General features: G+C 73.0%; 21 protein-coding genes. 12 read left to right on the forward strand and 9 right to left on the reverse strand.

What is annotated here, in order from left to right; genetic code table 11:
- Positions 1 to 196: 196 nt before the first annotated feature.
- Positions 197 to 1,849: an APC family permease gene (locus IE295_RS02925; protein WP_190061796.1), complete on the forward strand. Its 1,653-nt coding sequence runs from the start codon at positions 197 to 199 to the stop codon at positions 1,847 to 1,849.
- Positions 1,850 to 1,934: 85 nt separating this feature from the next.
- Here the strand turns inward: IE295_RS02925 and IE295_RS02930 are convergent, their stop codons facing one another.
- The gene (locus IE295_RS02930) at positions 1,935 to 2,894 is read right to left on the reverse strand and encodes a COG4315 family predicted lipoprotein (RefSeq protein WP_190061797.1); all 960 of its coding nucleotides are present in this window, start codon (positions 2,892 to 2,894) and stop codon (positions 1,935 to 1,937) included.
- Positions 2,895 to 3,132: 238 nt separating this feature from the next.
- On the opposite strand from IE295_RS02930, the gene IE295_RS02935 reads away from it, so the two are divergent.
- Positions 3,133 to 3,606, forward strand: coding sequence for a hypothetical protein (locus IE295_RS02935; protein ID WP_190061798.1), 474 nt, complete (start codon positions 3,133 to 3,135; stop codon positions 3,604 to 3,606).
- A 75-nt stretch (positions 3,607 to 3,681) separates the two neighbouring features.
- Here IE295_RS02935 and IE295_RS02940 read toward each other — a convergent pair whose 3' ends face one another.
- A complete protein-coding gene (locus IE295_RS02940) occupies positions 3,682 to 4,518 on the reverse strand; it encodes an NmrA family NAD(P)-binding protein (RefSeq protein ID WP_190061799.1) in 837 nt (278 codons plus the stop codon).
- Positions 4,519 to 4,677: 159 nt separating this feature from the next.
- Here IE295_RS02940 and IE295_RS02945 point away from each other — a divergent pair, with 159 nt between their 5' ends.
- On the forward strand, positions 4,678 to 5,298 hold the full coding sequence (locus IE295_RS02945) for a DsbA family protein (RefSeq protein ID WP_190061800.1): 621 nt from the start codon (positions 4,678 to 4,680) through the stop codon (positions 5,296 to 5,298).
- Positions 5,299 to 5,395: 97 nt separating this feature from the next.
- Here IE295_RS02945 and IE295_RS02950 read toward each other — a convergent pair whose 3' ends face one another.
- Positions 5,396 to 5,716 carry a hypothetical protein gene (locus IE295_RS02950; RefSeq protein ID WP_224323212.1) on the reverse strand — a complete coding sequence of 107 codons (321 nt, stop codon included), beginning with the start codon at positions 5,714 to 5,716 and terminating at the stop codon, positions 5,396 to 5,398.
- Between the two features lie 138 nt (positions 5,717 to 5,854).
- On the opposite strand from IE295_RS02950, the gene IE295_RS02955 reads away from it, so the two are divergent.
- Entirely contained in the window at positions 5,855 to 6,688 is an 834-nt protein-coding gene (locus IE295_RS02955) for an ATP-grasp domain-containing protein (protein WP_190061802.1), read from the forward strand.
- A gap of 60 nt (positions 6,689 to 6,748) precedes the next feature.
- The gene (locus IE295_RS02960; RefSeq protein WP_190061803.1) at positions 6,749 to 7,903 is read left to right on the forward strand and encodes a methyltransferase; all 1,155 of its coding nucleotides are present in this window, start codon (positions 6,749 to 6,751) and stop codon (positions 7,901 to 7,903) included.
- A 26-nt stretch (positions 7,904 to 7,929) separates the two neighbouring features.
- Here the strand turns inward: IE295_RS02960 and IE295_RS02965 are convergent, their stop codons facing one another.
- Positions 7,930 to 8,922 (reverse strand): trypsin-like serine peptidase, encoded by a 993-nt coding sequence (locus IE295_RS02965; RefSeq protein ID WP_190061804.1) that lies wholly within the window; start codon positions 8,920 to 8,922, stop codon positions 7,930 to 7,932.
- Between the two features lie 286 nt (positions 8,923 to 9,208).
- Here IE295_RS02965 and IE295_RS02970 point away from each other — a divergent pair, with 286 nt between their 5' ends.
- A complete protein-coding gene (locus IE295_RS02970; protein WP_190061805.1) occupies positions 9,209 to 10,828 on the forward strand; it encodes a M48 family metalloprotease in 1,620 nt (539 codons plus the stop codon).
- A gap of 19 nt (positions 10,829 to 10,847) precedes the next feature.
- Positions 10,848 to 11,912 (forward strand): hypothetical protein, encoded by a 1,065-nt coding sequence (locus IE295_RS02975; RefSeq protein WP_190061806.1) that lies wholly within the window; start codon positions 10,848 to 10,850, stop codon positions 11,910 to 11,912.
- Between the two features lie 10 nt (positions 11,913 to 11,922).
- Here IE295_RS02975 and IE295_RS02980 read toward each other — a convergent pair whose 3' ends face one another.
- Complete coding sequence (locus tag IE295_RS02980; protein WP_190061807.1) at positions 11,923 to 12,423, reverse strand: pyridoxamine 5'-phosphate oxidase family protein; 501 nt, start codon at positions 12,421 to 12,423, stop codon at positions 11,923 to 11,925.
- Positions 12,424 to 12,494: 71 nt separating this feature from the next.
- On the opposite strand from IE295_RS02980, the gene IE295_RS02985 reads away from it, so the two are divergent.
- From IE295_RS02985 to panD, 5 genes are all read left to right on the forward strand, one after another.
- Positions 12,495 to 13,094 (forward strand): TetR/AcrR family transcriptional regulator, encoded by a 600-nt coding sequence (locus tag IE295_RS02985; RefSeq protein ID WP_190061808.1) that lies wholly within the window; start codon positions 12,495 to 12,497, stop codon positions 13,092 to 13,094.
- A gap of 353 nt (positions 13,095 to 13,447) precedes the next feature.
- Positions 13,448 to 14,098: a DUF4360 domain-containing protein gene (locus tag IE295_RS02990; RefSeq protein WP_190061809.1), complete on the forward strand. Its 651-nt coding sequence runs from the start codon at positions 13,448 to 13,450 to the stop codon at positions 14,096 to 14,098.
- A 326-nt stretch (positions 14,099 to 14,424) separates the two neighbouring features.
- Positions 14,425 to 14,988, forward strand: a complete 564-nt coding sequence (locus tag IE295_RS02995; RefSeq protein ID WP_190061810.1) for an ATP-binding protein — start codon at positions 14,425 to 14,427, stop codon at positions 14,986 to 14,988.
- A 197-nt stretch (positions 14,989 to 15,185) separates the two neighbouring features.
- The gene (locus tag IE295_RS03000) at positions 15,186 to 17,273 is read left to right on the forward strand and encodes a SpoIIE family protein phosphatase (RefSeq protein WP_190061811.1); all 2,088 of its coding nucleotides are present in this window, start codon (positions 15,186 to 15,188) and stop codon (positions 17,271 to 17,273) included.
- Positions 17,274 to 17,336: 63 nt separating this feature from the next.
- The gene (gene panD / locus IE295_RS03005; protein WP_190061812.1) at positions 17,337 to 17,753 is read left to right on the forward strand and encodes an aspartate 1-decarboxylase; all 417 of its coding nucleotides are present in this window, start codon (positions 17,337 to 17,339) and stop codon (positions 17,751 to 17,753) included.
- Between the two features lie 31 nt (positions 17,754 to 17,784).
- On the opposite strand, the gene IE295_RS03010 is transcribed toward panD, so the two are convergent.
- From IE295_RS03010 to IE295_RS03025, 4 genes are read right to left on the reverse strand one after another with little or no spacing between them, the layout of a single operon-like run.
- Positions 17,785 to 18,531: an alpha/beta hydrolase gene (locus IE295_RS03010; protein ID WP_224323213.1), complete on the reverse strand. Its 747-nt coding sequence runs from the start codon at positions 18,529 to 18,531 to the stop codon at positions 17,785 to 17,787.
- Positions 18,532 to 18,573: 42 nt separating this feature from the next.
- Positions 18,574 to 19,833, reverse strand: a complete 1,260-nt coding sequence (locus tag IE295_RS03015) for an MAB_1171c family putative transporter (protein ID WP_190061813.1) — start codon at positions 19,831 to 19,833, stop codon at positions 18,574 to 18,576.
- Positions 19,830 to 20,360 (reverse strand): ImmA/IrrE family metallo-endopeptidase, encoded by a 531-nt coding sequence (locus tag IE295_RS03020; RefSeq protein ID WP_190061814.1) that lies wholly within the window; start codon positions 20,358 to 20,360, stop codon positions 19,830 to 19,832. The genes IE295_RS03015 and IE295_RS03020 overlap by 4 nt, the downstream gene beginning before the upstream one ends.
- Positions 20,361 to 20,377: 17 nt before the next feature.
- Complete coding sequence (locus IE295_RS03025) at positions 20,378 to 20,827, reverse strand: helix-turn-helix domain-containing protein (RefSeq protein ID WP_190061815.1); 450 nt, start codon at positions 20,825 to 20,827, stop codon at positions 20,378 to 20,380.
- Positions 20,828 to 20,905 lie beyond the last annotated feature (78 nt).

Raw genomic sequence — 20,905 nt, forward strand, 5'->3', positions numbered from 1 at the left:
CCAGCGGTTGTCGTAGTATGTCGGGCGTCGCTCCTGTGTCCTCGGCCGTGCCCGGTGTCCGTTCCCGGCGGCCGTTTCCGGCGAGACCGACGCGTTCGCGTCCGGTGCCGGTGCGCAGTGCGGGCGGTGACCCTCTGCCCGGCCCGGCAGGCGACGGCTTCCCGTCTTGGTCTCCAGGCAGAACGGAAAACACCTCGTGGATCTGAGCGCGGCCCCTCGGAAGGGCCTCAGCCTCTTCGCCTTGATCATGATCGGCCTGGGGTCCATATTCGGCTCCGGCTGGCTGTTCGGCGCGGGACAGGCCGCCCAGGTCGCCGGCCCCGCCGCGCTGGTCGCCTGGGTGATCGGCGCCGTCTTCATCGGCATGATCGCCATGTCGTACGCGGAGGTCGGCGCCGCCTACCCGCTGCCCGGGGCCATGGCCCGCTTCGGCTCCATCTCGCACGGCCCGGTGCTGGGCTTCATCACCGGATGGGCGGTGTGGATCGCGACCGCCTCGCTGATCCCCATCGAGGCCATCGCCGGCACGCAGTACATGTCCTCCTGGAGCTTCGGCTGGGCCCGCGGCCTCGTCGCCGACGGCCGGCTGACCGGCACCGGCATGGGCATGGCCCTGTTCCTGACCGTCGCCCTGTGGCTGGCCTGCTACTGGTCGGTCGAGCTGCTGGCCCGGGCCAACAACCTGCTGACGCTCGTGAAGTTCGCCATCCCGGTCCTCGCGGTCGGCGCGCTCATCGCCTCCGGCTTCCACACCGGCAACTTCACCGCCCACGGCGGCTTCGCCCCCAACGGCTGGTCCGCCGTGCTCACCGCCGTCAGCGCCTCGGGCGTCGTCTTCGCCTTCAACGGCTTCCAGGCCGTCGTCAACCTCGGCGGCGCCGCCAAGAACCCCGGCCGCGCCATCCCGCTCGCCCTCGTCGGCGCGCTCTCCCTCGGCCTGGTGATCTACCTCGCCCTGCAGGTCGCCTTCCTCGGCGCCGTACCGCCGGAGCGGCTCGCCGAGGCCGGCGGGTGGAGCGGCGTGAACTTCGCCTCCCCCTTCGCCGACCTCGCCAAGCTGCTGATGCTGCACTGGGTCGTCACCATGCTCCAGTTCGGCGCCTTCATCTCGCCGAACGGCGCCAACATCGGCAACGTCGCCTCGGCCGCGTACCTGGCCCAGAACCTCGCCGAGACCGGCTTCTTCCCCAAGAAGATCGCCGAGGTGCACCCCCGCTACGGCGTCGCCCGCCCCGCCATGTGGCTCAACCTGGGCTTCTCCGTCCTGCTGCTCCTGACCGTCGGCCACAGCTGGGAGGCCCTGGCGAGCGTCGTCTCCGCCGCGATGGTCGTCTCCTACCTCATGGGCCCGATCGCGGTCGGCGTCTTCCGGCGGACCAAGCCGGACCTGCCCCGTCCGTTCCGGCTGCCCGCCGCCACGGTGCTCTGCCCCGTGACCTTCGCCTTCGCGGCCTGCGCCCTGTACTGGTCGAAGTGGCCCAACACCGGCAAGGTCGCCCTGCTCACCCTCGTCTCCGTGCCCATCGCCGCGCTCGTGCTGCGCCGCCGGGGCGCGGGGAGCCTGCGCCGGCAGTTCGCCCCGGCCTGGTGGATGCCCGCCTTCCTGCTGTGGCTGGCGCTGCTGTCCGCGCTCGGCAGCACCGAGTTCGGCGGCCACGGCGTGATCCCGGGCGGTGCGGACATCGCCCTGGTCGCCGTGTCGGCCGTGGGCTTCTACTTCTGGGCGGTACGCGCCGGTGTCCGGGCCCACCGGGACGGGCTGCCGGACGCGGACCCCGTGCCCGGCGCCGCCGGCCGTCCGGTGCCCGCGCCGCGTAGCGCCGAGACCGCCGGAGCGGCCGCCTCCTGACCGCCGGACGCATATCGGGGTTTATACAAAGGGGTCGCGGCTCGTACGAGCCGCGACCCCTTGCCGTTTCCGGCCCCCGAAGCGGTCAGCCGAAGAACACGGACGAGACGGTGTCGCCGAAGCCGATGGCCGCGAGGTCCGCCACGTCCCCGTCGACGACCTTGGACCGGCCCTTGCAGTCGGCCTCGCTCCAGATCTTGAGGGTGCCGTTCGTCGTCAGCGAGGAGGCGACGTTGTCGCGGAAGACGTTCTGGCACCCCTTGCCCGCCAGGCCCTGGGCGCCGTTGTCGGCGAAGTCCTTGTCGTCGAAGAGGACGACGCTGGTGGCCGGGGCCTTCGTGCCGCCGCCCGGCTTCCCGGACCCGCCGTCGGCCGGCTTCCCGGACCCGCCGCCCCGGCCCGCCTTCCCGCCGTCCGGCGTCACGCCGAACCACGTGCCGCCCACGCCCTGGCCCTTGGTGTCGCCGGGCCTGGCGTCCTTGGCGAAGCGGTAGACGGGCCAGCCGTTGATCGTGACCTGGTGGGTGCCGTCGTCGCGCTTGATGACGCCGAGGGCGGACTTCTTCACCCCGTCGGCGAAGATCTTGCCGCCCGGCGCGATGAGCACCGGCGGCCAGGTGGTGGCGCACTCGCCGTTGCAGGTGGACTTCGAGGGGTTGGCGGAGTCCTTGTCGAAGCGGTAGAGGGTCAGTCCGGCGCCGTTGACGACGACGGGGTTCAGCGCCCCGGCCTTGCCGGCGGTGAGCTGGACCCAGGAGCGGGCCTCGGGCTTCGCGGCGCCGCCCGCCTTGGCGGCCCAGTCGCCCGTCCCGGGCCGGGCGCCGTTCCGTTCGGCCGTGCCGCTGAGGAAGGTCAGGTCGCCCACTCCGGAGCGGCCGCCCTCCCCGGCGGCGGCGTTGCGGGCGTCGGGGCCGGGCGCGGCGGCCGATGAGGTGGCCTTGTCCCCGCCGGCGTCGCCCGGGCCGGAGCCGGAGCCGCATGCGGTCAGGGCGAGGGCGCCGGCGGCGGCGAGGGCGGCGATGGCGGCTGCGCGCTGGTGGAACATGGATCCCCCTGATGTCTGGTTCCGGTCGTCGGTCGTCCGGAACGGTCGCCTCGGAGTACGGGTCCGATCGTTCGGCGGCTCAGCCTGTTGCCTTTTCGAGACGGAAACCGAACGCGCCCGGCACACAAGGGACATGGGCGGGGTCAGGGCGGCGGGTGGGGAGGACGAGTCGTGGGCTCGTTATGATCCCGGTCGGCCCGGGTGATCATCCGGGCCGGTTCCGTTCGTGAGGGGAAGCATGCGCAAGTCAGCCACCGCCGTAGCCCTGGCCGTGACCGCCGTCCTGTTGACCGGCTGCGGCGGGGGCGACAAGAGCGGGGACGGCGGCAAGGACGGGAACGCGAAGGGCGCCGCCGCCGACCGGCCGTCCGCGAAGCCGAAGGGCGACGGGAAGCCGGGCGGCCTGGCCGTGGGCCCGACGCGCGAGGTCACCATCGAGGTGACGGGCGAGGGCTCGACGCAGGTCTACTACAACCTGGGCGACCACAACGGCGGCGAGCAGGTGTCCCTGCCGTGGAAGAAGACCGCCAAGGTCACCCTGAAGGGCGCCGAGGTGCAGGTCGGGAGCCTGGTGTCCGTGGTCCCCGGCTCCGTGAAGGGCGCCGACGGCATGCTCAAGGCCGCGTCCTGCGTCATCACCGTCGACGGGAAGAAGGTCGCGGACAACCAGGACGGAAAGCTGCCGAAGCCCTGCGAGTACACGCTGAAGTAGCCGCAGCGGCGGCGGATGCCGGGGCCACACCCCCGTGGGCGGCCCCGGCGATCCGTTTCCGTCCCGGACGATCCGTCACTGACGGAAGTCGTCCGCGTGGTCCCGCGCCCACGAGCGGAACGTCCGCGCGGGCCGCCCGAGCAGCTGCTCCACGGTGTCGGTCACCCGCTCGGGCGTTTCGGCGAAGGACGCCCAGGCCCTCAGCCTGCCGTCCACGAACTCCGCGTTCCCCCACGCCGCCGTGAGCCGCTCGCGCGCCGTCTCCGGCGGCAGCTCCTCCCACCGCACCTCGCGCCCGGTCTCCTCGCCGATGATCCGCACCTGCTCGGCGTGGGTGACCGCCTCGGGCCCCGTGATCAGGTACCGGGCCCCGTGGTGCCCCGGCGTGGTCAGGACGTGCGCGGCCACGTCCGCGATGTCGCGCTCGTGGATCAGCGACCTCGCGGCCTGCCCGTACGGCCAGCTGACGACGCCCTCCCGGATCTGGCCGGCCCACGCGAGGGCGTTCGTGGCGAAGTCGATGGCCCGCAGGAACGTCCAGTCCGTCCCGGACTTCCTGAGCAGCCGCTCGATCTCCTGGTGGTACCACGTGGCCTGCTCGCCCTCCGCGAGGTCGGTCACGTCGGTCGACAGATAGACCACGTGCCGGGCGGCGCCGGCTACCGCCTCCACCGTGCGCGGCTCCACGGGAATGCCGGGCCACATCAGATACACGCTCTCCACGCCGCGCAGCGCCGGCCCGAGCGTCGAGGGGTCCGAGAGGTCACCGCGGACGGCCTCGACCCCGTCGGGCAGCGTGGCCCCGGCCGGGTCGCGCACCAGCGCCCGTACCGCGAACCCCGCCGCGGCCAGGGAGGAAACGAGGTGCTTGCCCACATTGCCGGTCGCGCCGGTCACCAGGATCTTGTGCATGACTGGGACCGTAGAACCTCAACCGATCTTGAGGTCAAGGCGGCCGGGAAAAAATCTTCGTGCCGCGGAAATATCTGACACAGCAGATACTGTTGTGGCAGGTGAACAGCTCGCGACCCACCCGCGGGCACCGCCCCGCTCCCGGAGGAGACGCCCCCCATGAAGCTCGTCTACGTCTTCGATGCCTACTGCGGCTGGTCGTACGGGTTCGCCCCCACGCTGGCCGAGATCGCCCGCCGCCACCCGGACCTTGCGGTGGAGGTCGTCTCCGGGGGCCTGTTCACCGGGGCGCGCCGCGTGCCGATCCGCGAGTTCGGCTACGTCCAGGGCGCCAACGCCAAGATCAGCGAGCTGACGGGCGTGGAGTTCGGCGCGGCCTACGACCGGCTGATCGCGGACGGCTCCTTCGTCATGGACTCCGAGGCCGCCGCCCGCGGCACGGCCGCCCTGCGGCAGGCCGCCCCCGCCCGGGCCGCGGAACTGGCCGAGGCGCTGCAGACGGCGTTCTACCGCGACGGGCTGAGCCTGTCGGACCCCGGCACGTACCGCGTGATCGCCGAGCGGGCCGGGCTGGACGCCGACGCCGTCGTCACCGCCTTCGCGGCCCCGGCCTCCCGTGCCGCCGCCGAGGCGGACTTCCGCCACTCCCGCGGGCTGGGGGTCGAGGGCTTCCCCACCCTGCTCGCCGTCGACGGGCGGCGCGGGGCGGCCGTCCTGGCCGTCGGCCACGCCACCGCCGACCAGGTCGATCAGCGCCTGGCCGCCCTCACGGCCTCCTGACCCGGCCGCCGCGACCCGCCCGGCCCGCACGGGCCCGGACGGCGTCCGGCCCGGCGCGTTCTCGCCGCGCCGGGCCGGGGCCGTTCGTGCTCCCGCGTCAGCGCGGGTCGTACTTCAGGCTCTTGAAGGGGGCCGTCTGCGGGGCCTCCTTGTGGGGGCCGAGGCGGAGCGCCTTGCCCTTGCAGTTCTTCTCCGAGTAGACGACGAGCGGCTTGCTCAGGTAATTGCGTGCGCCGCGCGCCTCCTGCTCCATGGACATGCACTTGTTCGGCGGCAGCTGCTGGACGAAGTAGGGCTTCCCCTTGGGGCCCAGCCAGGCGAATCCACCGTCCTGGGCGGCCGCGCTGCCCGTGGGCAGCGACGCGGCGAGGAGGAGCCCCCCGAGGACGGCGACAACGGCGTTGCGGAACAGTCGCATCACGGATCCTTGATCTCGACGGCGAAGCGGACGGGGCCGACAGGCCCCGCAGCGGTCAACGACGCCGGGCGCCCCGACGACACGGTGCGTGACGGACACGGGTAGTTTCTGGGGACCACCGATCCACCGGAGAGCACCATGAAGTCCGCCCCGTCCCGTGTCCTGTACGTCACCGACCTGGCCTTCGAGGCCAAGGGGCGCCGGTACTGCGACGAGGACATATACCTGAGCTCCCGGCTCCGCGAGGACTTCGACGTGGCGCTCTGTCACCCCCTGGACGCCGCCGCCCTGATGGAGGACTTCGACGTCGTCGTGGTCCGCAACAGCGGCCCGGTGCTGCACTACCAGGCCGCCTACGACTCCTTCCGCGAGCGCGCCGCCGAGCGCGGCGTGCTGGTGTACAACCAGCTGTCCGGCAAGGCCGACATGGCCGGCAAGCAGTACCTCCTCGACCTGACCGCCGCGGGCTTCCCCGTCATCCCGACCGCCGGCCGCCCGCAGGACGCCCAGAGGCTGCCGGAGGCGGCCGAGTACGTCGTCAAGCCCCGGCTCGGCGCGGACTCCATCGGCCTGGAATTCGTCCCCCGGGAGCGGCTGGCGGACCTGGCGTACGGCGACGTCCTCGTGCAGCCGCGCATCGACTTCCGGTACGAGGTGTCGTTCTACTTCGTCGACCACGCGTTCCAGTACGCGCTCCACGCCCCCCACCCGGACCGGCGCTGGGCCCTGGAGGCGTACGAGCCCACCGCCGCGGACCTGGCCTTCGCCCAGCGGTTCGTCGACTGGAACGACATCGCACACGGCATCCAGCGCGTCGACGCCTGCCGCACCCCGGAGGGCGACCTGCTGCTCGTCGAGCTCGAGGACCTCAACCCGTACCTGTCGCTGGACGCCCTCGCCCCCGCCGTCCGTGACGCCTTCGTCGCGACCGTGAAGGCATCGGTGCGCCGGGCGGTCCGGGCCGCGGCCTGAGCGCCGCGACGCCCGGCGATGTGCGGGGGGCGCGGGTGCCTCGGTTAGCCTGAGGGCACGATGAACTGCCTGACGACGCCCTGGGGCGAGATCGCCCTCACCCGCTTCCCCGAGGACCCCCGCGACCCCCTGCGCGCCTGGGACGCCGCCGACGAATACCTGCTGGCGCACCTCGCCGGGACCGACGGCGAGCCGGTGGACCTGTCGGGCACCGTGGTCGTGCTGGGCGACCGGTGGGGGGCGCTCGTCACCGCGCTCGCCGCGCACCGGCCCACGCAGATCACTGACTCCTACCTCGCCCAGGAGGCGACCCGCGCCAACCTGGCCCGCAACGGCGCGGACCCGGAGGCGGTGCGGCTGCTGTCGACCCGCGACACCCCGCCGCCCCGCATCGACGTGCTGCTGGTCCACGTGCCCAAGAGCCTGGCCCTCCTCGAGGACCAGCTGCACCGCCTGGCGCCCTCCGTGCACGCCGGCACCGTCGTCATCGGCACCGGCAGGGTCACCGAGATCCACACCTCGACGCTGCGGCTCTTCGAGCGCCTCCTCGGCCCGACCCGCACCTCGCTGGCGAAGAAGAAGGCCCGGCTCATCTTCTGCACGCCCGACCCGCACCTGGCGCGGGAGGCGAGCCCCTGGCCGCGCACCTACCGGCTGCCCGACGACGCCGGGGCCGGCTCGGGCCTGACCGCCACCAACCACGCCGGCATCTTCTGCGCCGAGCGCCTCGACATCGGCACCCGCTTCCTCCTGCGCAACCTTCCGCGCAGCCGGGGCGCCGAGCGGATCGTCGACCTGGGCTGCGGCAACGGCGTCGTCGGCACGGCCGCGGCACTGGCAAACCCCGCCGCCGTGCCGGTGTTCATCGACGAGTCCTTCCAGGCGGTGGCCTCCGCGGAGGCCACGTTCCGGGCGAACGCCGGACCGGAGCGGAAGGCCGAGTTCCTGGTGGGCGACGCCCTGTCGGCCGTGGAGCCCGGCAGCGTCGACCTGGTGCTGAACAACCCGCCCTTCCACTCCCACCAGGCCACCACGGACGCCACGGCCTGGCGCATGTTCACCGGCTCGCGCAGGGCGCTGCGCGCGGGCGGCGAGCTGTGGGTCATCGGCAACCGCCACCTCGGCTACCACGTCAAGCTGCGCCGGCTGTTCGGCAACTGCGAAGTGGTCGCCTCCGACCCGAAGTTCGTCATCCTGCGGTCCGTCAGGACCTGACGGACCGCAGGGCCTGAGGGACGCCGTCAGGCGGCCTGTGCCTGGTCGTAGAGGGTCTTGACCTCGTCGCCGAAGTACGGGCCGAACATCCTGTTGGGCAGGAAGGTGTAGCCGAAGCTGTTCACCGAGGCCTGCAGGCCGGTGCCCGTGGCCTCGTCGAACGAGGTGAACCACGGACCGCCGCTGGAACCGCCGGTCATGTTGCAGCCCAGGCCGTGGTCCTTGGAGAGCAGGAAGTCCTTCGAGGAGTTCCCGCTGCAGTGGATGAGTTTGGTGCCGTCGTACGGCGCGGCGGCCGGGAAGCCGAAGGCGTACATGGCCTTGTTGTAGCCGCCGTTGAAGGACAGGCCCTGCGCCCCGACCACCTCGGTGAGGCTCTTGCCGTCCAGCCGGCCGACGACGGCGAAGCCGACGTCGTAGTTGATGTCCTCGCTCGCCACCCACTGGGGGGTGGACATGGTCTTGGCCGCGGACCAGGTGCCGTAGGGCGTCTGGCCGTCGTGGTAGCCGGGGGCGAACGTCCAGTTCGTGTGCCAGCTGCCCTGGTATTTGACGCAGTGTCCGGCGGTGACGACGGTGCTCGCGTTGCGGCTGGTGACCGCGTCGGCCGAGCAGGAGGCGGTACGGCCCTGGAAGCTGAAGAACACCCGGCCCGAGGTCTTGACCACCGCGCCGCCGCCCGTCCACGGCCCGCCCGCCTGCGGGAAGGACTTCACGTGCGCGTTGCCCGGCGCGGTGGGCGCCACGGTCGTCGCCCGGCCGCCCGGCCGGGGGGCGGACAGCTCGCCGGCGGAGACGCTGACGAGGTCCAGCGGGGTGGCCGAGCGCATCCGCTCGGGCGTCCAGAAGTCCCTGACCCGCTGCTGCGCCGTCGCCGAGCCGGCGGCGGCGTGGACCGTGTTCAGGGAGGGGGAGGAGGGGGCCGGGGTCGCGCCGGCCGGTGCGGCCTGGGTGCCCGCGGCGACCAGGGCGCCGGCGGCCAGCAGGATGCCGGCGAACGTACGGCGGGTTCGTCTCACGCGTACTCCTTCTGCCGAGGCCACGCGCGGACCGCACGCGGCCGTGTGGGGGGCCGGACCGCGCGGTGGCGGCGGTCCGGGCAGACGAGTGGAGCGGATGCGGGCGTGCGCCCAGCAGGGTCCCACGGGACCCGGCATATTGACAGGGGCGCGTCAAGAGTGGCCGAAGGTGACGGACGGTCGGCCCGATGGGTAATCGGCTTGCTGGCTCGAACGCGCGTGCTGCATGATTGCCCGGCTCACTGCCTGTTTGCCCGTCTCTTCCCTGTGTGAGGGCCCCTGCCCCATGGGCGTTTTCCTGCGCGCGTTGCGCGCTCTTTTTCTGCTCGCCGGCTTCTACCTGCTGTGCCTCGTCGTGCTCGGCGTGTTCGCCGGGATCGCGGTCGCCGTCCACCACTGGGCGCCCACCCTCGCCGCACTGAAGGTCGACGTCATCCTCCTGCTGCTGGCGCTCCCGGTCGTCAGGGCGTCGTTCTTCATCCGTCCCCCCGAGGACGACGGCGAGGACGGACTGCGCCTCAGCAAGGCGGCGCAGCCGGAGCTGTGGGCCGTCGTGCGGCAGGCCGCCGAGGAGGCCGGGACGAGGGCCCCGGACGAGATCCGGCTCACCGGCAGCGTCAACGCCGCCGTCGCCGAGAACACCCGGATGCTCGGCCTGATGCCGGGCCGCCGCCGGCTCCACCTCGGCGCCCCGCTCCTGACCGGCCTCACCCAGGCCCAGCTGATGGCGGTTCTCGGCCACGAGTTCGGCCACTACAGCAACGCCGACACCCGGCTGTCCGCCATCACCCTGCGCGGCCGGCACGCCGTCACCCGCACCGTGAGTGCTTACCACGAGCGGGCCGACCAGCGGGTGGAGAAGGAGCGCGCCCGGCAGGAGAAGAAGGCCGGCAGGGCCAGGGCCAAGGGGAAGAAGCCCAAGGCCGTGGACACCACCGGCGCGGGGTTCGGCCACCGCCAGATGGCCAAGCTCTTCGTCGCGTACGCGAAGTTCTACCTGCGCGCCACACAGAGCGTCGCCCGGCGGCAGGAACTGGCCGCCGACCGCGTGGCCGTGCGGATCGCCGGCCGCGACGCCGCGGCCTCCGCCCTCCGCCAGACCACCGCCCTGGACGCCGCCCACGGCTTCTACCTGCGCACCTACGCGACGGTGGGCATACCGGCCGGACTGATGCCGCCGCACGGGCAGTTCTACGGAGGACTGGCGCGGCTGCTCGCCGAGCCGGAGCGGCAGGAGGAACTGGCCGGGCTGCGCACCGGGCTGCCCGAGGAGGAGACCTCCCCCTACGACGCCCACCCGCCGACCGCCGAGCGCATCCGCCTGATCGAGGAGCTGCCCGACGACGGACGCGGCCACCTCGAGCCCTCCGGGCCCGCGATGGCGCTGCTGCGTGAGGCCGGGCGCGTGCTCGGCGAGCTGGAGGACGTCACGCTCACCGCGGAGGCGCTGGCCATGCGGCGCGTGGACTGGCCGGAACTGCTCCACCTGGGGCTGCGGGCCGGCTGCGACGCCGACGCCGAACCGCTGCGGGAGGCCATGCGGCAGGCCCTCGGCGGCGACGCCGGCCTGCGCACGCTGCTGGACGCGGCCGACGCCGGGGCGCTGTGGCGCGTCGCCGACGCGCTGCCCAAGTCCGAGGAGGCGGGGCGGGCGAGCGGCCGGGCGGCACGCGAGTTCGCCCGCCCCGGGCTGCGGTACGGCCTCTCCAGGCTGGTGATCCTGGAGCTCGTCGACGCCGGACTGGCCCGCTGGGAGATGTCCTGGTCCGACGGCACCCGGCTCGACCTGTCGGACGACTACGGGGACCGGCTGAGCCAGGCCCTGGAGGCCGCCGTCGCCGACACGCCGGACACACGGCCCCTGCGGGAACTGCTGCCCCGGGCGCTCCACCCCACGACCTTCTGAAGAAACGAGCGGAACACCCGTGGCACGACTGCTGCCCCTCCTCGTCATCGCCGTCGGCGTGTACCTCTGGTACAGATCCCGCCACGGCGCGTCCGCCGGGCCCCGCTCGGCCTCGCCCTCCGCGCTGACGGAGGGCTCCCTCGCCCTCGGCTTCCTGCCGGCGAGCGGTCAGAACACCGAGCGCGCCCGGCCCGACGCCGAACTGGACGCCCTGGGCGCCTCGGTGCGGGCCGGCGAGTGGGAACCCACCGCACGGGCCCTCGCGGCCGCGGGGAAGAACTGGGAGCGCCGCTCCCAGATCGTCGGCGAGGTCGCGGACGCGGCGGCCAACGACGACGCCTGGCTGACGGCCTGGGAGGCCGCGCGCCCCGACGACCCCGACGCCGCGGTCGTGCGCGCGAAGTCCACCGTCTTCCTCGCCTGGGAAATGCGCGGCAGCGCCCGGGCCGACAGCACCAGCCAGGAGCAGTTCGACGGCTTCCACCGCGTGCTCATGCGCTCCCGCGGGGACATCGAGCGCGCCAAGGCCCTCAACCCCGAGGACCCCACTCCCTACATCACCGAGGTCTGGACCGGGCTCGGCCTCGGCTACCCGCACGAGACGATGCGTGAGCTGTGGGCCGAGATCACCGCTCGCGCGCCCCACCACTACGCGGCCCACTACAGCGCCCTGCAGTACTGGAGCGAGAAGTGGCGCGGCTCGGAGGCGCTGGCGTGGGAGTTCGTGGAGCCCGCGATCGCCGCCGCCCCGCACGGGACGCTGCTGCCCGCGCTGCGGCTGGTGCTGTGGTACGAGCACCACGACAGCGACGCGTCGGAGGCGGACTACCGCGAGGCGGGGCTGACGGCCTACGTCGACGCGGTGCTCGCCGACATCGCGATGGCACCGCCCACGCACCCGCGGCTGGCGGAGGTCCGCCACCTGCTGGCGTACTTCCTGGTGCGGCAGAAGCGCCACGCGCAGGCGCTCGAGCAGTTCCGCATGGTCGACGGCTACGTGGAGGCCCTGCCCTGGCGGTACTACAACGACCCGGCGGCCGCCTACTGCGCCTTCCGCGACAAGGCGGTCCGCAAGGCCCGTTGAGGGACGCGGCCTACGGCCGGCGCTCGGCGGGGACCGCCCTCCAGCCCGCTCCGTCCCGTTCGACGACCGCCGGCACCAGCCCGAAGGGCGCGGGGTGGATCCGCCGGGTGAAGTCCATCAGCTCGACGCGGTGCGGGCGCAGCCGCAGCAGGACGTAGTCGTCGCCCTCCGGGCCGCCCGGGAAGAACGCCTCGAAGTCGTCCTTCCAGTGGGCGAGCCGCAGGGGGAGGCCGTCCTCGAGGACGGCCTCCCCCTGGAGGACGACGTACGCCTGGGCGGCGCGGTCCTCGACGGCGTACGTCACCTCGGGGTGCGCCGCGACGTCGGCCGCCTTGCGCGAGCGCGGGCTCGTGCCGATCCAGACCGTGCCGTCGTCGTCGACGGCGACGTGTTCGACGAGCCGGGTCCTGGGGCGCCGGCCGTCATGGGTGGTGAGGAAGCCGTTCGGGTTGGTCCGGGCCAGCCGCAGGGCGGCGGCGAACAGTGACGCGGCACTCTGATCGGTCGTCATACGACACCCATCTCCTCGGGAGGGCCCTACCGTACGCTTGCGTATGGTGAACCGTACGGTAGCGTACGGTCATGGTGCAACGGCGAGATCGAAGCCCCCGGTCCGGCGGCGGCCGGCAGCGGCTGAGCGCCCGGGACTGGGCGGACGCGGCCCTCACGGCCATCGGGGAAGGGGGCCTCGCCGCCGTCGCGGTCGAGCCCCTCGCCGCGCGCCTGGGCGCCACCAAGGGCAGCTTCTACTGGCACTTCACCAACCGCGAGGCGCTGATCGAGGCGGCCCTCGAGCGGTGGGCGGAGGTCTGCACCGAGGACATCATCACCGCGCTGCGGGCCGAGCCCGACCCGCTCGTCCGGCTGCGCAGGCTGTTCGCCGAGACGACCGCCGCGGCCGCCCGCGACCCGCTCGAGCTCTCCCTCCTGGCCACCTCCGGCCACCCCCAGGTCGCCGCGGTGCTGCGGCGCGTCACCGAGCGGCGGGTGGGCTACCTCGCCGAGCTCTTCACCGAACTCGGCTTCGCGCCCGACGAGGCCCGCCGCCGGGGGCTGCTCGGCTACACCGCCTACCTCGGCCATGCGCAGCTGGGCCACGCGGTGCCCCAGGCGCTTCCCACCGCCGAGGAGCGGGCGGCCTATCTGGACTCGGTGCTCGACACCCTGCTGGGCCGCGACTGAACCGTCCGCTCCGGCACGGCGCCGGGAGTGGATTCCGGCCAGGCCCGCGGGCGTCCCCCCGGGCGGCCGTGGCGCGAAGTCTGGCCAACCCCTGTCCGGCCCCCTACCATGCGAACGCTCCCAGTCCCACGGGCTGCTTGGAACCCCTGGGTTGGCATGGGCATGACCGTCTATGACCATGTCGTCAGCGGCCGTGGCCGCCGCCCCCGGACCCCTCCCGGCTCGCCCGGCACTTCCGGTTCCGCTCGCCCGCCCCTTCCGCTCGGGGGAACAGCCGTCGCCAACGGGCGCGGGACCACGTGTCCTTGTCTGTCCCCGCGGGCCGCCGGCCCGTAGACACCGATTGGAGCACCATGCCCGCCGGACTCCTCACCGCAGGCGCGATCGCCGCGTTACTCGCCGCGCCGCTGTCCACGCACAACCCGTCGGTCATCACCAACCCGCCGCCGGACAAGATCGTCATCGAGGTCGCCACCGTCAACGGCTCGGGTTGTCCGGCCGGGACCGCCGCCGTCGCGGTCTCGCCCGACAACACGGCCTTCACCGTCACCTACAGCCAATACCTCGCCCAGGTGGGCATCGGCTCCAAGCCCACCGACTTCCGCAAGAACTGCCAGCTGAACCTGAACGTGCACGTCCCGCAGGGCTTCACCTACGCGATCGCCGCGGCCGACTACCGCGGCTACGCCAAGCTCGAGGCCGGCGCCTCCGGCACCCAGAAGGCCTCGTACTACTTCCAGGGCTCACCCGTCACCACCCCCAGCAGCCACACCTTCAGAGGCAACTACGACGACAACTGGCAGGCCACCGACAGCGTTCCGATCGCCGCACTGGTCTGGCACCCCTGTGGCGAGCTGCGGAACTTCAACATCAACACCGAGCTGCGGGTCAACGCCGGCTCCTCCGACCCCAGCAAGACCACCAGCTTCATGACCATGGACTCCACGGACGGCAGCATCAACACCGTCTACCACCTGGCGTGGAAGGAGTGCCCCAAGCCCTGACGGGCCGGGCCGGGAGCGGGGGCGGCCGGCGGGCCGCTCCCGCGCACCGCGACGTGGCCGGATCGTGGCGTCGCTCACAGCGACTTTACGCCCGGGACACCCTCGATCACCTGCGGATATCGCACTGCGCACAGAAAAGGTCACTCATAGGGTATAGACCTCTGGCGGAAACCGAGCGAATGTGGGGGGAATTCATCGCGAAGACCGGCGGACCGGGCAGCACGAGAGCGGACCGCACCGGCGGACCGGACGAGAGATCGGCCGGAACCCTTCGCGACCCCCCTCGATCGCACCAGAGCCACATGCCTGCATTCAGTCGCGACATCGTGAGTCCAACGCATACGGCCGACGCCATCACCAGCGCCCCCGATGCCCTCGCGGACCGGGCCTTCGGTCCACAGCGGCTCCTCGGCCCGTGGGGCCAGGGGCTCGTCTCCTGCTCGCACAGCGCCCCCGGCCCCTGGCCGGCCCGGACGCCGGGCGCCCACCCGTCCGGCACGGTGACGCTGCCGTCCTCGACCCGTTCCGTGGCGGCCGCCCGCAGGTTCGCCGGCGCCCTGCTGGCCGAATGGGGGCTCCAGGACCTGGTGGGCGACGCCGTCCTCCTGCTGTCCGAACTGGTCACCAACGCCGTGGTGCACGTCCCGGAGGGCGCCGGGGAGGTGAAGCTGGTCCTGCGCCGGACGGCGGAACACCTCGTCGCCCAGGTCAGCGACGCCGGCGGCTGTCTGCCGGAGTGCGCCGAGGCCGGCCCGGACAGCGAGAACGGCCGCGGCATGTGGCTCGTCGAGCAGATCGCCGCCCGGTGGGGCCACCACGCCACGGGAAGCGGCACCGGCAAGACCGTCTGGTTCGCCCTGTGCCTCCCTGCCGCCACGCCCGTCGAGTGACCCGCACGTCGGGGGCGCGCGCCGGGCCGCATCACACCACCAATGCCGTCCGGACCGCCGCCGCGGGCTGCGCACCGGGCGGGTTCGGAGAGAACATGGAAGACGCTGCGGCGTAACGGGCGAGAAGGGCACTGAGGGACCGGACCGGCATGTTCCGGCGCGAGGCCGCCGCACCACCCCGAGCGGGAGGACCTCGAATGGGCACCACGGACGCATTCCGGCCGGACCCGGGCCGGGTCAGGGCGGCCCCGTACGAGGCCGGCGGCCTGCTCGACGTGCTCAGCGTGGCCGCCGTGGTGCTGGACCGGGACGGCCGGATCGTGCTCTGGAGCCCGCAGGCGGAGGAGCTGTTCGGCTGGAAGGCCCCCGAGGCGCTGGGCCATTACGCCGCCCAGCTGCTGGTGGCCGAGGAGAACCGGCAGGAGGTCCTCGAGCTCTTCGCCAAGGTCATGGGCGGCGGCGGCATGTGGGCCGGGGTCTTCCCCGCCCGGCACAAGGACGGCAGCCTGCGGCCCCTGGAGTTCCGCAACATGCGCCTGGAGGACAAGGACGGCGACGTCTACGCCCTCGGCATGGCCACCGACCAGCAGATCCTGCGCGACGTCGAGCGCGACCTGGCCCTCTCGCTCCGCCTGGTGGCCCAGTCCCCGATCGGGCTGGCCGTCCTCGACACCGGGCTGCGCTACGTCATGGTCAACCCCGCGCTCGAGCGCATCCACGGCCGGCCCGCCCGGGCCTACGTCGGCCGCCACGTCCGGGAGGCGCTGTCGTTCCTGGACGACCGCGACGCAGGTGCCATCGAGGCCTCCATGCGGGAGGTCATGGCCACCGGCACCCCGCTGGTGGACCAGTTCATCGTCGGCCCCACGGCCGACCCGGCCGCCGGCGAGCGCGCCCGCCTGGTCTCCTTCTACCGGCTGGAGGACCCCGCCGGCCGCCCCATGGGCCTGGCCACCTCGGACGTCGACGTCACCGACCGGCACCGCACCGCCACCGAGGCCCGCCGCAGACTGGCCCTGATCGCCGACGCCTCCGTACTGATCGGCACCACCCTCGACCTCGACCAGACCGCCCGGGAGCTGGCCGAGGTCGTCGTTCCGGCCCTCGCCGACGTGGCCGCCGTCGACGTCCTCGACACCGCCCTGCACGGCAACTCCGCCCCGCCCGGCGAGCAGGCCGCCGTCTTCCGGGCGCTGGCCGTCGCCTCGGCCGACGCCGGCGACGCCGGCGACGCCGTGCGCGCCGCCGACCCGCCGGGGGAGATCGCCAAGTACGACGCCGACCGGCTCGTCGCCCGGTGCGTGACCACCGGCCGTCCCGTCCTGCTGCCCCGCGTCGGGCCCGAGGACCTGCCGCGCATCGCCCGCGACGCGCAGGCCGCCGGGCTCCTGGGCCGGGCCGGCCTGCACTCCTACATGGCCGTGCCGCTGATCGCCAGGGGAGAGGTGCTGGGCGCCCTGGACCTCAAGCGCACCAGCAACCCCGAGCCCTTCGGCGAGGACGACGTCGTCCTCGCCGGGGAGCTCGCCGCCCGCGCCGCCGTCTGCATCGACAACGCCCGCTGGTACCAGCGCGAGCGCGCCACCGCCCTCACCCTCCAGCGCGACCTGCTGCCCAAGCCGCCCCAGAACCTGGTGGGCCTCGAGGTCGCCTACCGCTACCAGCCCGCCGGCGCCGCCGTCCAGGTCGGCGGCGACTGGTTCGACGTCATCCCCCAGGCGGGCGACACCAGCGCCCTGGTCGTCGGGGACGTCATGGGCAGCGGCATCAACGCCGCCGCGGCCATGGGCCAGCTGCGCACCGCCGCCCGTACGCTCTCCGGGCTGGACCTCGACCCCGCCCAGGTGCTGCGCCACCTCGACCGCACCGCCAGTGGTCTGGACCAGACGATCGCCACCTGCCTCTACGCCGTCTACGACCCCGGCCTCGACCGCTGCTGCTTCGCCAACGCCGGCCACCTCCCGCCCGTCCTGGTGCGCCCCGGCCGGCGCCCGGTGCTGGTCGACCTGCCCACCGGCGCCCCGCTCGGGGTCGGGGGCGTCCCCTTCGAGAGCGTCGCGGTGCCGCTCACCCCGGGCGACCGGCTCGTCCTCTACACCGACGGCCTGGTGGAGACCCGCGACGAGGCCATCGACACCCGGCTCGAGGTGCTCCTGGGCCTGCTCGACGGGCGGGACCTGGACCTGGAGGCCACCTGCGACCTGTTGCTGAGCGAACTGCGCGCGGACAACGACCAGGACGACGTCGCGCTGCTCATCGCGCACGTGCGGCCCGGCAGGCGGTAGTGCCCGACCTCACCGGGGGCGGCCCTGGGCTCACCCCTGCCGGGCACATAAAATGACCACACCATGTATCGCACCATGATGAAGTCCAAGATCCATCGCGCCACCGTGACCCAGGCCGACCTGCACTACGTGGGATCGCTGACCGTCGACGCGGACCTGATGGAAGCCGCCGACCTGCTGCCCGGCGAGAAGGTCGACATCGTCGACATCAACAACGGCGCCCGGCTGTCGACCTACGTCATCGAGGGCCCCCGGGGCACCGGCGTGATCGGCATCAACGGCGCCGCGGCCCGCCTGATCAGCCCCGGCGACCTGGTCATCATCATCGCCTACGGCTCGATGGACGACGCCGAGGCCCGCACCTTCGAACCCCGCGTCGTCTTCGTCGACGAGCACAACGCCGTGGCGCACCTCGGCGCCGACCCGGCCGACGTCCCCGAGGGCTCCGGCCTCTCGCGCGGGGACCGCGTGGCGGGCTGACGCCCGCCACGCCACGTCCCGGACGTCCGCGTCAGGCCGCCGGAATCCCGGCGGCCTCGGCGATCGTACGGGCCGTCAGTTCCACGGCCGCCCGGACCAGCTCGTCCTCGCTCGGCCGGCAGCGGTCCAGCGCCGGGTCGTACTCCACGCCGATGGCGCCCGCGTGGTTCGCCCGCACCTCCTCCAGCCGCGCCGGCCAGCGGTGCGCGATGAGGGCGTCCAGCAACTCACGTGAGCACGCGGTGTCCATCAGCTCGTCCGCCGTGCCGTGCACCAGGCTGACCGGGACCGGCAGCGGGTCGGCCGGGCCCCCGACCGCCAGGTCGGCCAGCGGGGGAGTGCCCGTGGTGCGCGCCGGACGGTCGTAGCGCGAGGCGATGCCCACGACCGCCGCGGGCCGCCAGCCGTCCGCCACCGCCGGGTTGAGCGCCACGCCCATCGCCGCCGGGGCCCCCGCCGACCAGCCGGCGAGCACCATGCGCTCGGCGTCGCCGCCCAGCGCGGCCGCGTGCGTACGGGCGTACTCCAGCGAGGCCAGCAGGTGCGCCCGGCCGCCGTCGGGGGCGTCGGAGCGCCAGTCGGGGACGAAGACGAGCGCCCCCAGACCGGCGACGGCCCGCGCCAGCGGCTCCAGGACGTCCCGCTCGTCGGGGCCGATGCCGTGCCAGAGCAGCACCGTCGCCGCCGGCGACGGGTGCGTGCCGGGCCGGTAGACATCGATGAACTTGCCGTTGGGCGCGGTGGCGAGCTCGTGGTGCACATCAACTGGTACTGGCACGGTGGCCCTTCCGTATCGTCTCCTGCTTACCGCAGGACGCTATCAACCGCTGCCGGCCGACTGACGCCGCATCGCCTCCACTTGAACGTCGTCGTCGCCGTCCCGGACGTCGCCGCCGTGCGCCGCGGACCCGGGCAGGGCGGCGAAGGCGGTGGCGACGCGCACCAGCCACACCGTCTCGTCGGACAGGTCGGTGCGGGCGTCGGGACGGCCGGCCGGGGCCGTGCCGTCGGCGGCCGCCGCCCGGCCCTCGGCCTTGGCCGCCAGGGCCGACTTGATGCGGACCGCCTCGACGTGGGCGCGCGCGTCGTCCTCCGGCATCCCGGCGGCGAGCGCCTCGTGCCGGGCCCGCTCCGCCGCCACCGGGTCGTGATGGGCGCGCAGGGCGAGCTGCCCGTCCCGGATCTCGATGACCCGGCGGTAGAGGCGGAATTCCATCTGCCGCACGGTCAGCCGGTCGGCGAGGGCGCCGCGGGCCGGGGCCAGGGCGATCGTGGGCACCGCCGCGTGCAGGGCGGCCCACAGCGGATACAGCCGGCGGTGGCGGCGGTAGGCCGTCGCCCAGTGGCCGACGGCGGCCACGCGCGGCCCCCAGCCCGGCAGCGTCCAGCCCACCAGGGTGAGCGCGGAGCCGATGTCGCCGCACAGCCAGGCCACGTCCTCCCAGGCGCGCAGGTCGAAGTCGAAGACGGTGCCGAGGATGTTGCCGGCCCTGATCGTGCCGTAGCCGAGGGTCACGAACGCGCCGACGGCGATGACCCGCAGGCCCCGGCGGAGCCACGTCCGCCCCGCCACCCGGGAATAGCCCCAGCAGACGCGGAAGACATTGGCCTCGCCGATGAGATAGACGCCGATGTACAGCGACAGATAGGCGATGTAATAGGGGTCGTGGACGTAGTAGAGGGTGAATCCCTTCACCCGCTGCACGGTCGGGGTGAGCAGGCAGAAGAGCGTGACGAGCGCGGCCAGCGACAGCGCGCAGAAACTCAGCTGCCAGCGCACCAGCCGGCGCGCCCGCTCGGGCGGGCGCGCCCAGTACGTCAGGACCACCTGCTGCCCGACGACCAGCGACAGCACACAGCTCTGCGCGAGGACCGCCGCGATGTTCGGCACGCCGGTGATGTCGTCCAGGCGCGCCCACACCGGGGGCAGGGAGACGAAGAAGCTCATCCCCGAGAGCGCGAGGACGGCGCACAGCGCGGCCAGGGCGGGATCCCTGGGATTCTTCCGCAGCGCGCGCAGTTTGTAGAAGAGGCCCGACCAGGCGGCGACGGCCCCGAGGGAATGCAGGAAAGTGATCACATCTCGTCCGTAGTGAAGCCGCGCAGGGACCGGTCCAGCCGTTCAACCGTCTCCGCCGCCTCACGGGGCACGGACCAGTTGCGTTCGAGCGGCTGCCGGTTGGCCTCCTGGAGAATCAGCGATGCGACCATCTCGGCCTCCTGTTCTTCGGCCGAGGTGTAGTACGTGCGCTGCAACACGCCCTGGACCATGGCCGGATCGAGCGTGGGCAGCAGGAGGCGTGACGTTTCCTCACCCAGGACCGCGTTTTCCTTGTGGCCGCAGATGACGTGCCCCAACTCGTGGGCGATGATGTGTTCCTGATGCAGCGGACTGGTGTCGTGTTCGTAAAAGATGTAATCTACATCCGGCGCGGAGATCCACAGCCCGCAGGGCCCGTCGACGGGAAGTCGGACGGGCTCCAGGTGAATCGGTCGGCCATGCCGTTCGGCCACCCTCCGGGACAGTTCCCAGACGTCGAACGGCGATGGAATGTCCAGGCCGCGAACCAGCTCCAGACTTCGCTGGTGCAACCTCTTGAATTTCACGGGTCCCCCCGTAGTAGCTAGGGGTTTCTGTCGGGCGGCCGGGTCCGGTTCGTGGGAAGTCCTTCCAATTCGCGGACCCGCTCGATCACTTCGTTGATCGAGTGCAGGCTCTCGGGGGACAGCCCGGCCGCGCGGAGTGCGACGCGCTGCACCTGGGTGTCCCGCAGAGCCACCAGGAGACGCAGGTCGGCATTGACCGCCGCCGTCACCTGGTCGTCGAAGAAATAGGCCGGAGGCACGCCGAAGAACTTCGCCAGCGCCTCGACGTGCCGCAGTGTCGGGTTGTTCCGCTGCCCCTTGCGCAGCAGCCAGATGTAGCTGCCGGAGATCGGGACGCCTCCCGCGGTGATCGCGCGGGCCACTTCTTCCGTGCTGTACGGCTCCCGGCCGGCCGGAACCACCGTCCGGAACAGGTGGTTGAGCTTGTCCGCCAGTGTGGGCTCCGCCGAAGCGTCGGGGTCGTTCATGATCGCACCTCCCTCCCGCGGTCAATCTAGCGTAAGGGCCCCCCTACGGGTCCATGTGCCCGCGCGTCCAATGCGGTT

It is taken from the genome of Streptomyces griseocarneus (genome assembly GCF_014655595.1).
GTDB lineage: Bacteria > Actinomycetota > Actinomycetes > Streptomycetales > Streptomycetaceae > Streptomyces > Streptomyces griseocarneus.

What these genes read in the sequence shown, in the direction of transcription:
- IE295_RS02955 (WP_190061802.1), top strand. Translation starts at nt 5,855, where the DNA reads ATGAAGTCCGCCCCGTCCCGTGTCCTGTACGTCACCGACCTGGCCTTC.
- IE295_RS03025 (WP_190061815.1), bottom strand. Translation starts at nt 20,827, where the DNA reads ATGAACGACCCCGACGCTTCGGCGGAGCCCACACTGGCGGACAAGCTC.
- IE295_RS02945 (WP_190061800.1), top strand. Translation starts at nt 4,678, where the DNA reads ATGAAGCTCGTCTACGTCTTCGATGCCTACTGCGGCTGGTCGTACGGG.
- IE295_RS02980 (WP_190061807.1), bottom strand. Translation starts at nt 12,423, where the DNA reads ATGACGACCGATCAGAGTGCCGCGTCACTGTTCGCCGCCGCCCTGCGG.
- IE295_RS03000 (WP_190061811.1), top strand. Translation starts at nt 15,186, where the DNA reads ATGGGCACCACGGACGCATTCCGGCCGGACCCGGGCCGGGTCAGGGCG.
- IE295_RS02935 (WP_190061798.1), top strand. Translation starts at nt 3,133, where the DNA reads ATGCGCAAGTCAGCCACCGCCGTAGCCCTGGCCGTGACCGCCGTCCTG.
- IE295_RS02990 (WP_190061809.1), top strand. Translation starts at nt 13,448, where the DNA reads ATGCCCGCCGGACTCCTCACCGCAGGCGCGATCGCCGCGTTACTCGCC.
- IE295_RS02940 (WP_190061799.1), bottom strand. Translation starts at nt 4,518, where the DNA reads ATGCACAAGATCCTGGTGACCGGCGCGACCGGCAATGTGGGCAAGCAC.
- IE295_RS02950 (WP_224323212.1), bottom strand. Translation starts at nt 5,716, where the DNA reads ATGCGACTGTTCCGCAACGCCGTTGTCGCCGTCCTCGGGGGGCTCCTC.
- IE295_RS02930 (WP_190061797.1), bottom strand. Translation starts at nt 2,894, where the DNA reads ATGTTCCACCAGCGCGCAGCCGCCATCGCCGCCCTCGCCGCCGCCGGC.
- IE295_RS02985 (WP_190061808.1), top strand. Translation starts at nt 12,495, where the DNA reads ATGGTGCAACGGCGAGATCGAAGCCCCCGGTCCGGCGGCGGCCGGCAG.
- panD (WP_190061812.1), top strand. Translation starts at nt 17,337, where the DNA reads ATGTATCGCACCATGATGAAGTCCAAGATCCATCGCGCCACCGTGACC.
- IE295_RS02970 (WP_190061805.1), top strand. Translation starts at nt 9,209, where the DNA reads ATGGGCGTTTTCCTGCGCGCGTTGCGCGCTCTTTTTCTGCTCGCCGGC.
- IE295_RS02960 (WP_190061803.1), top strand. Translation starts at nt 6,749, where the DNA reads ATGAACTGCCTGACGACGCCCTGGGGCGAGATCGCCCTCACCCGCTTC.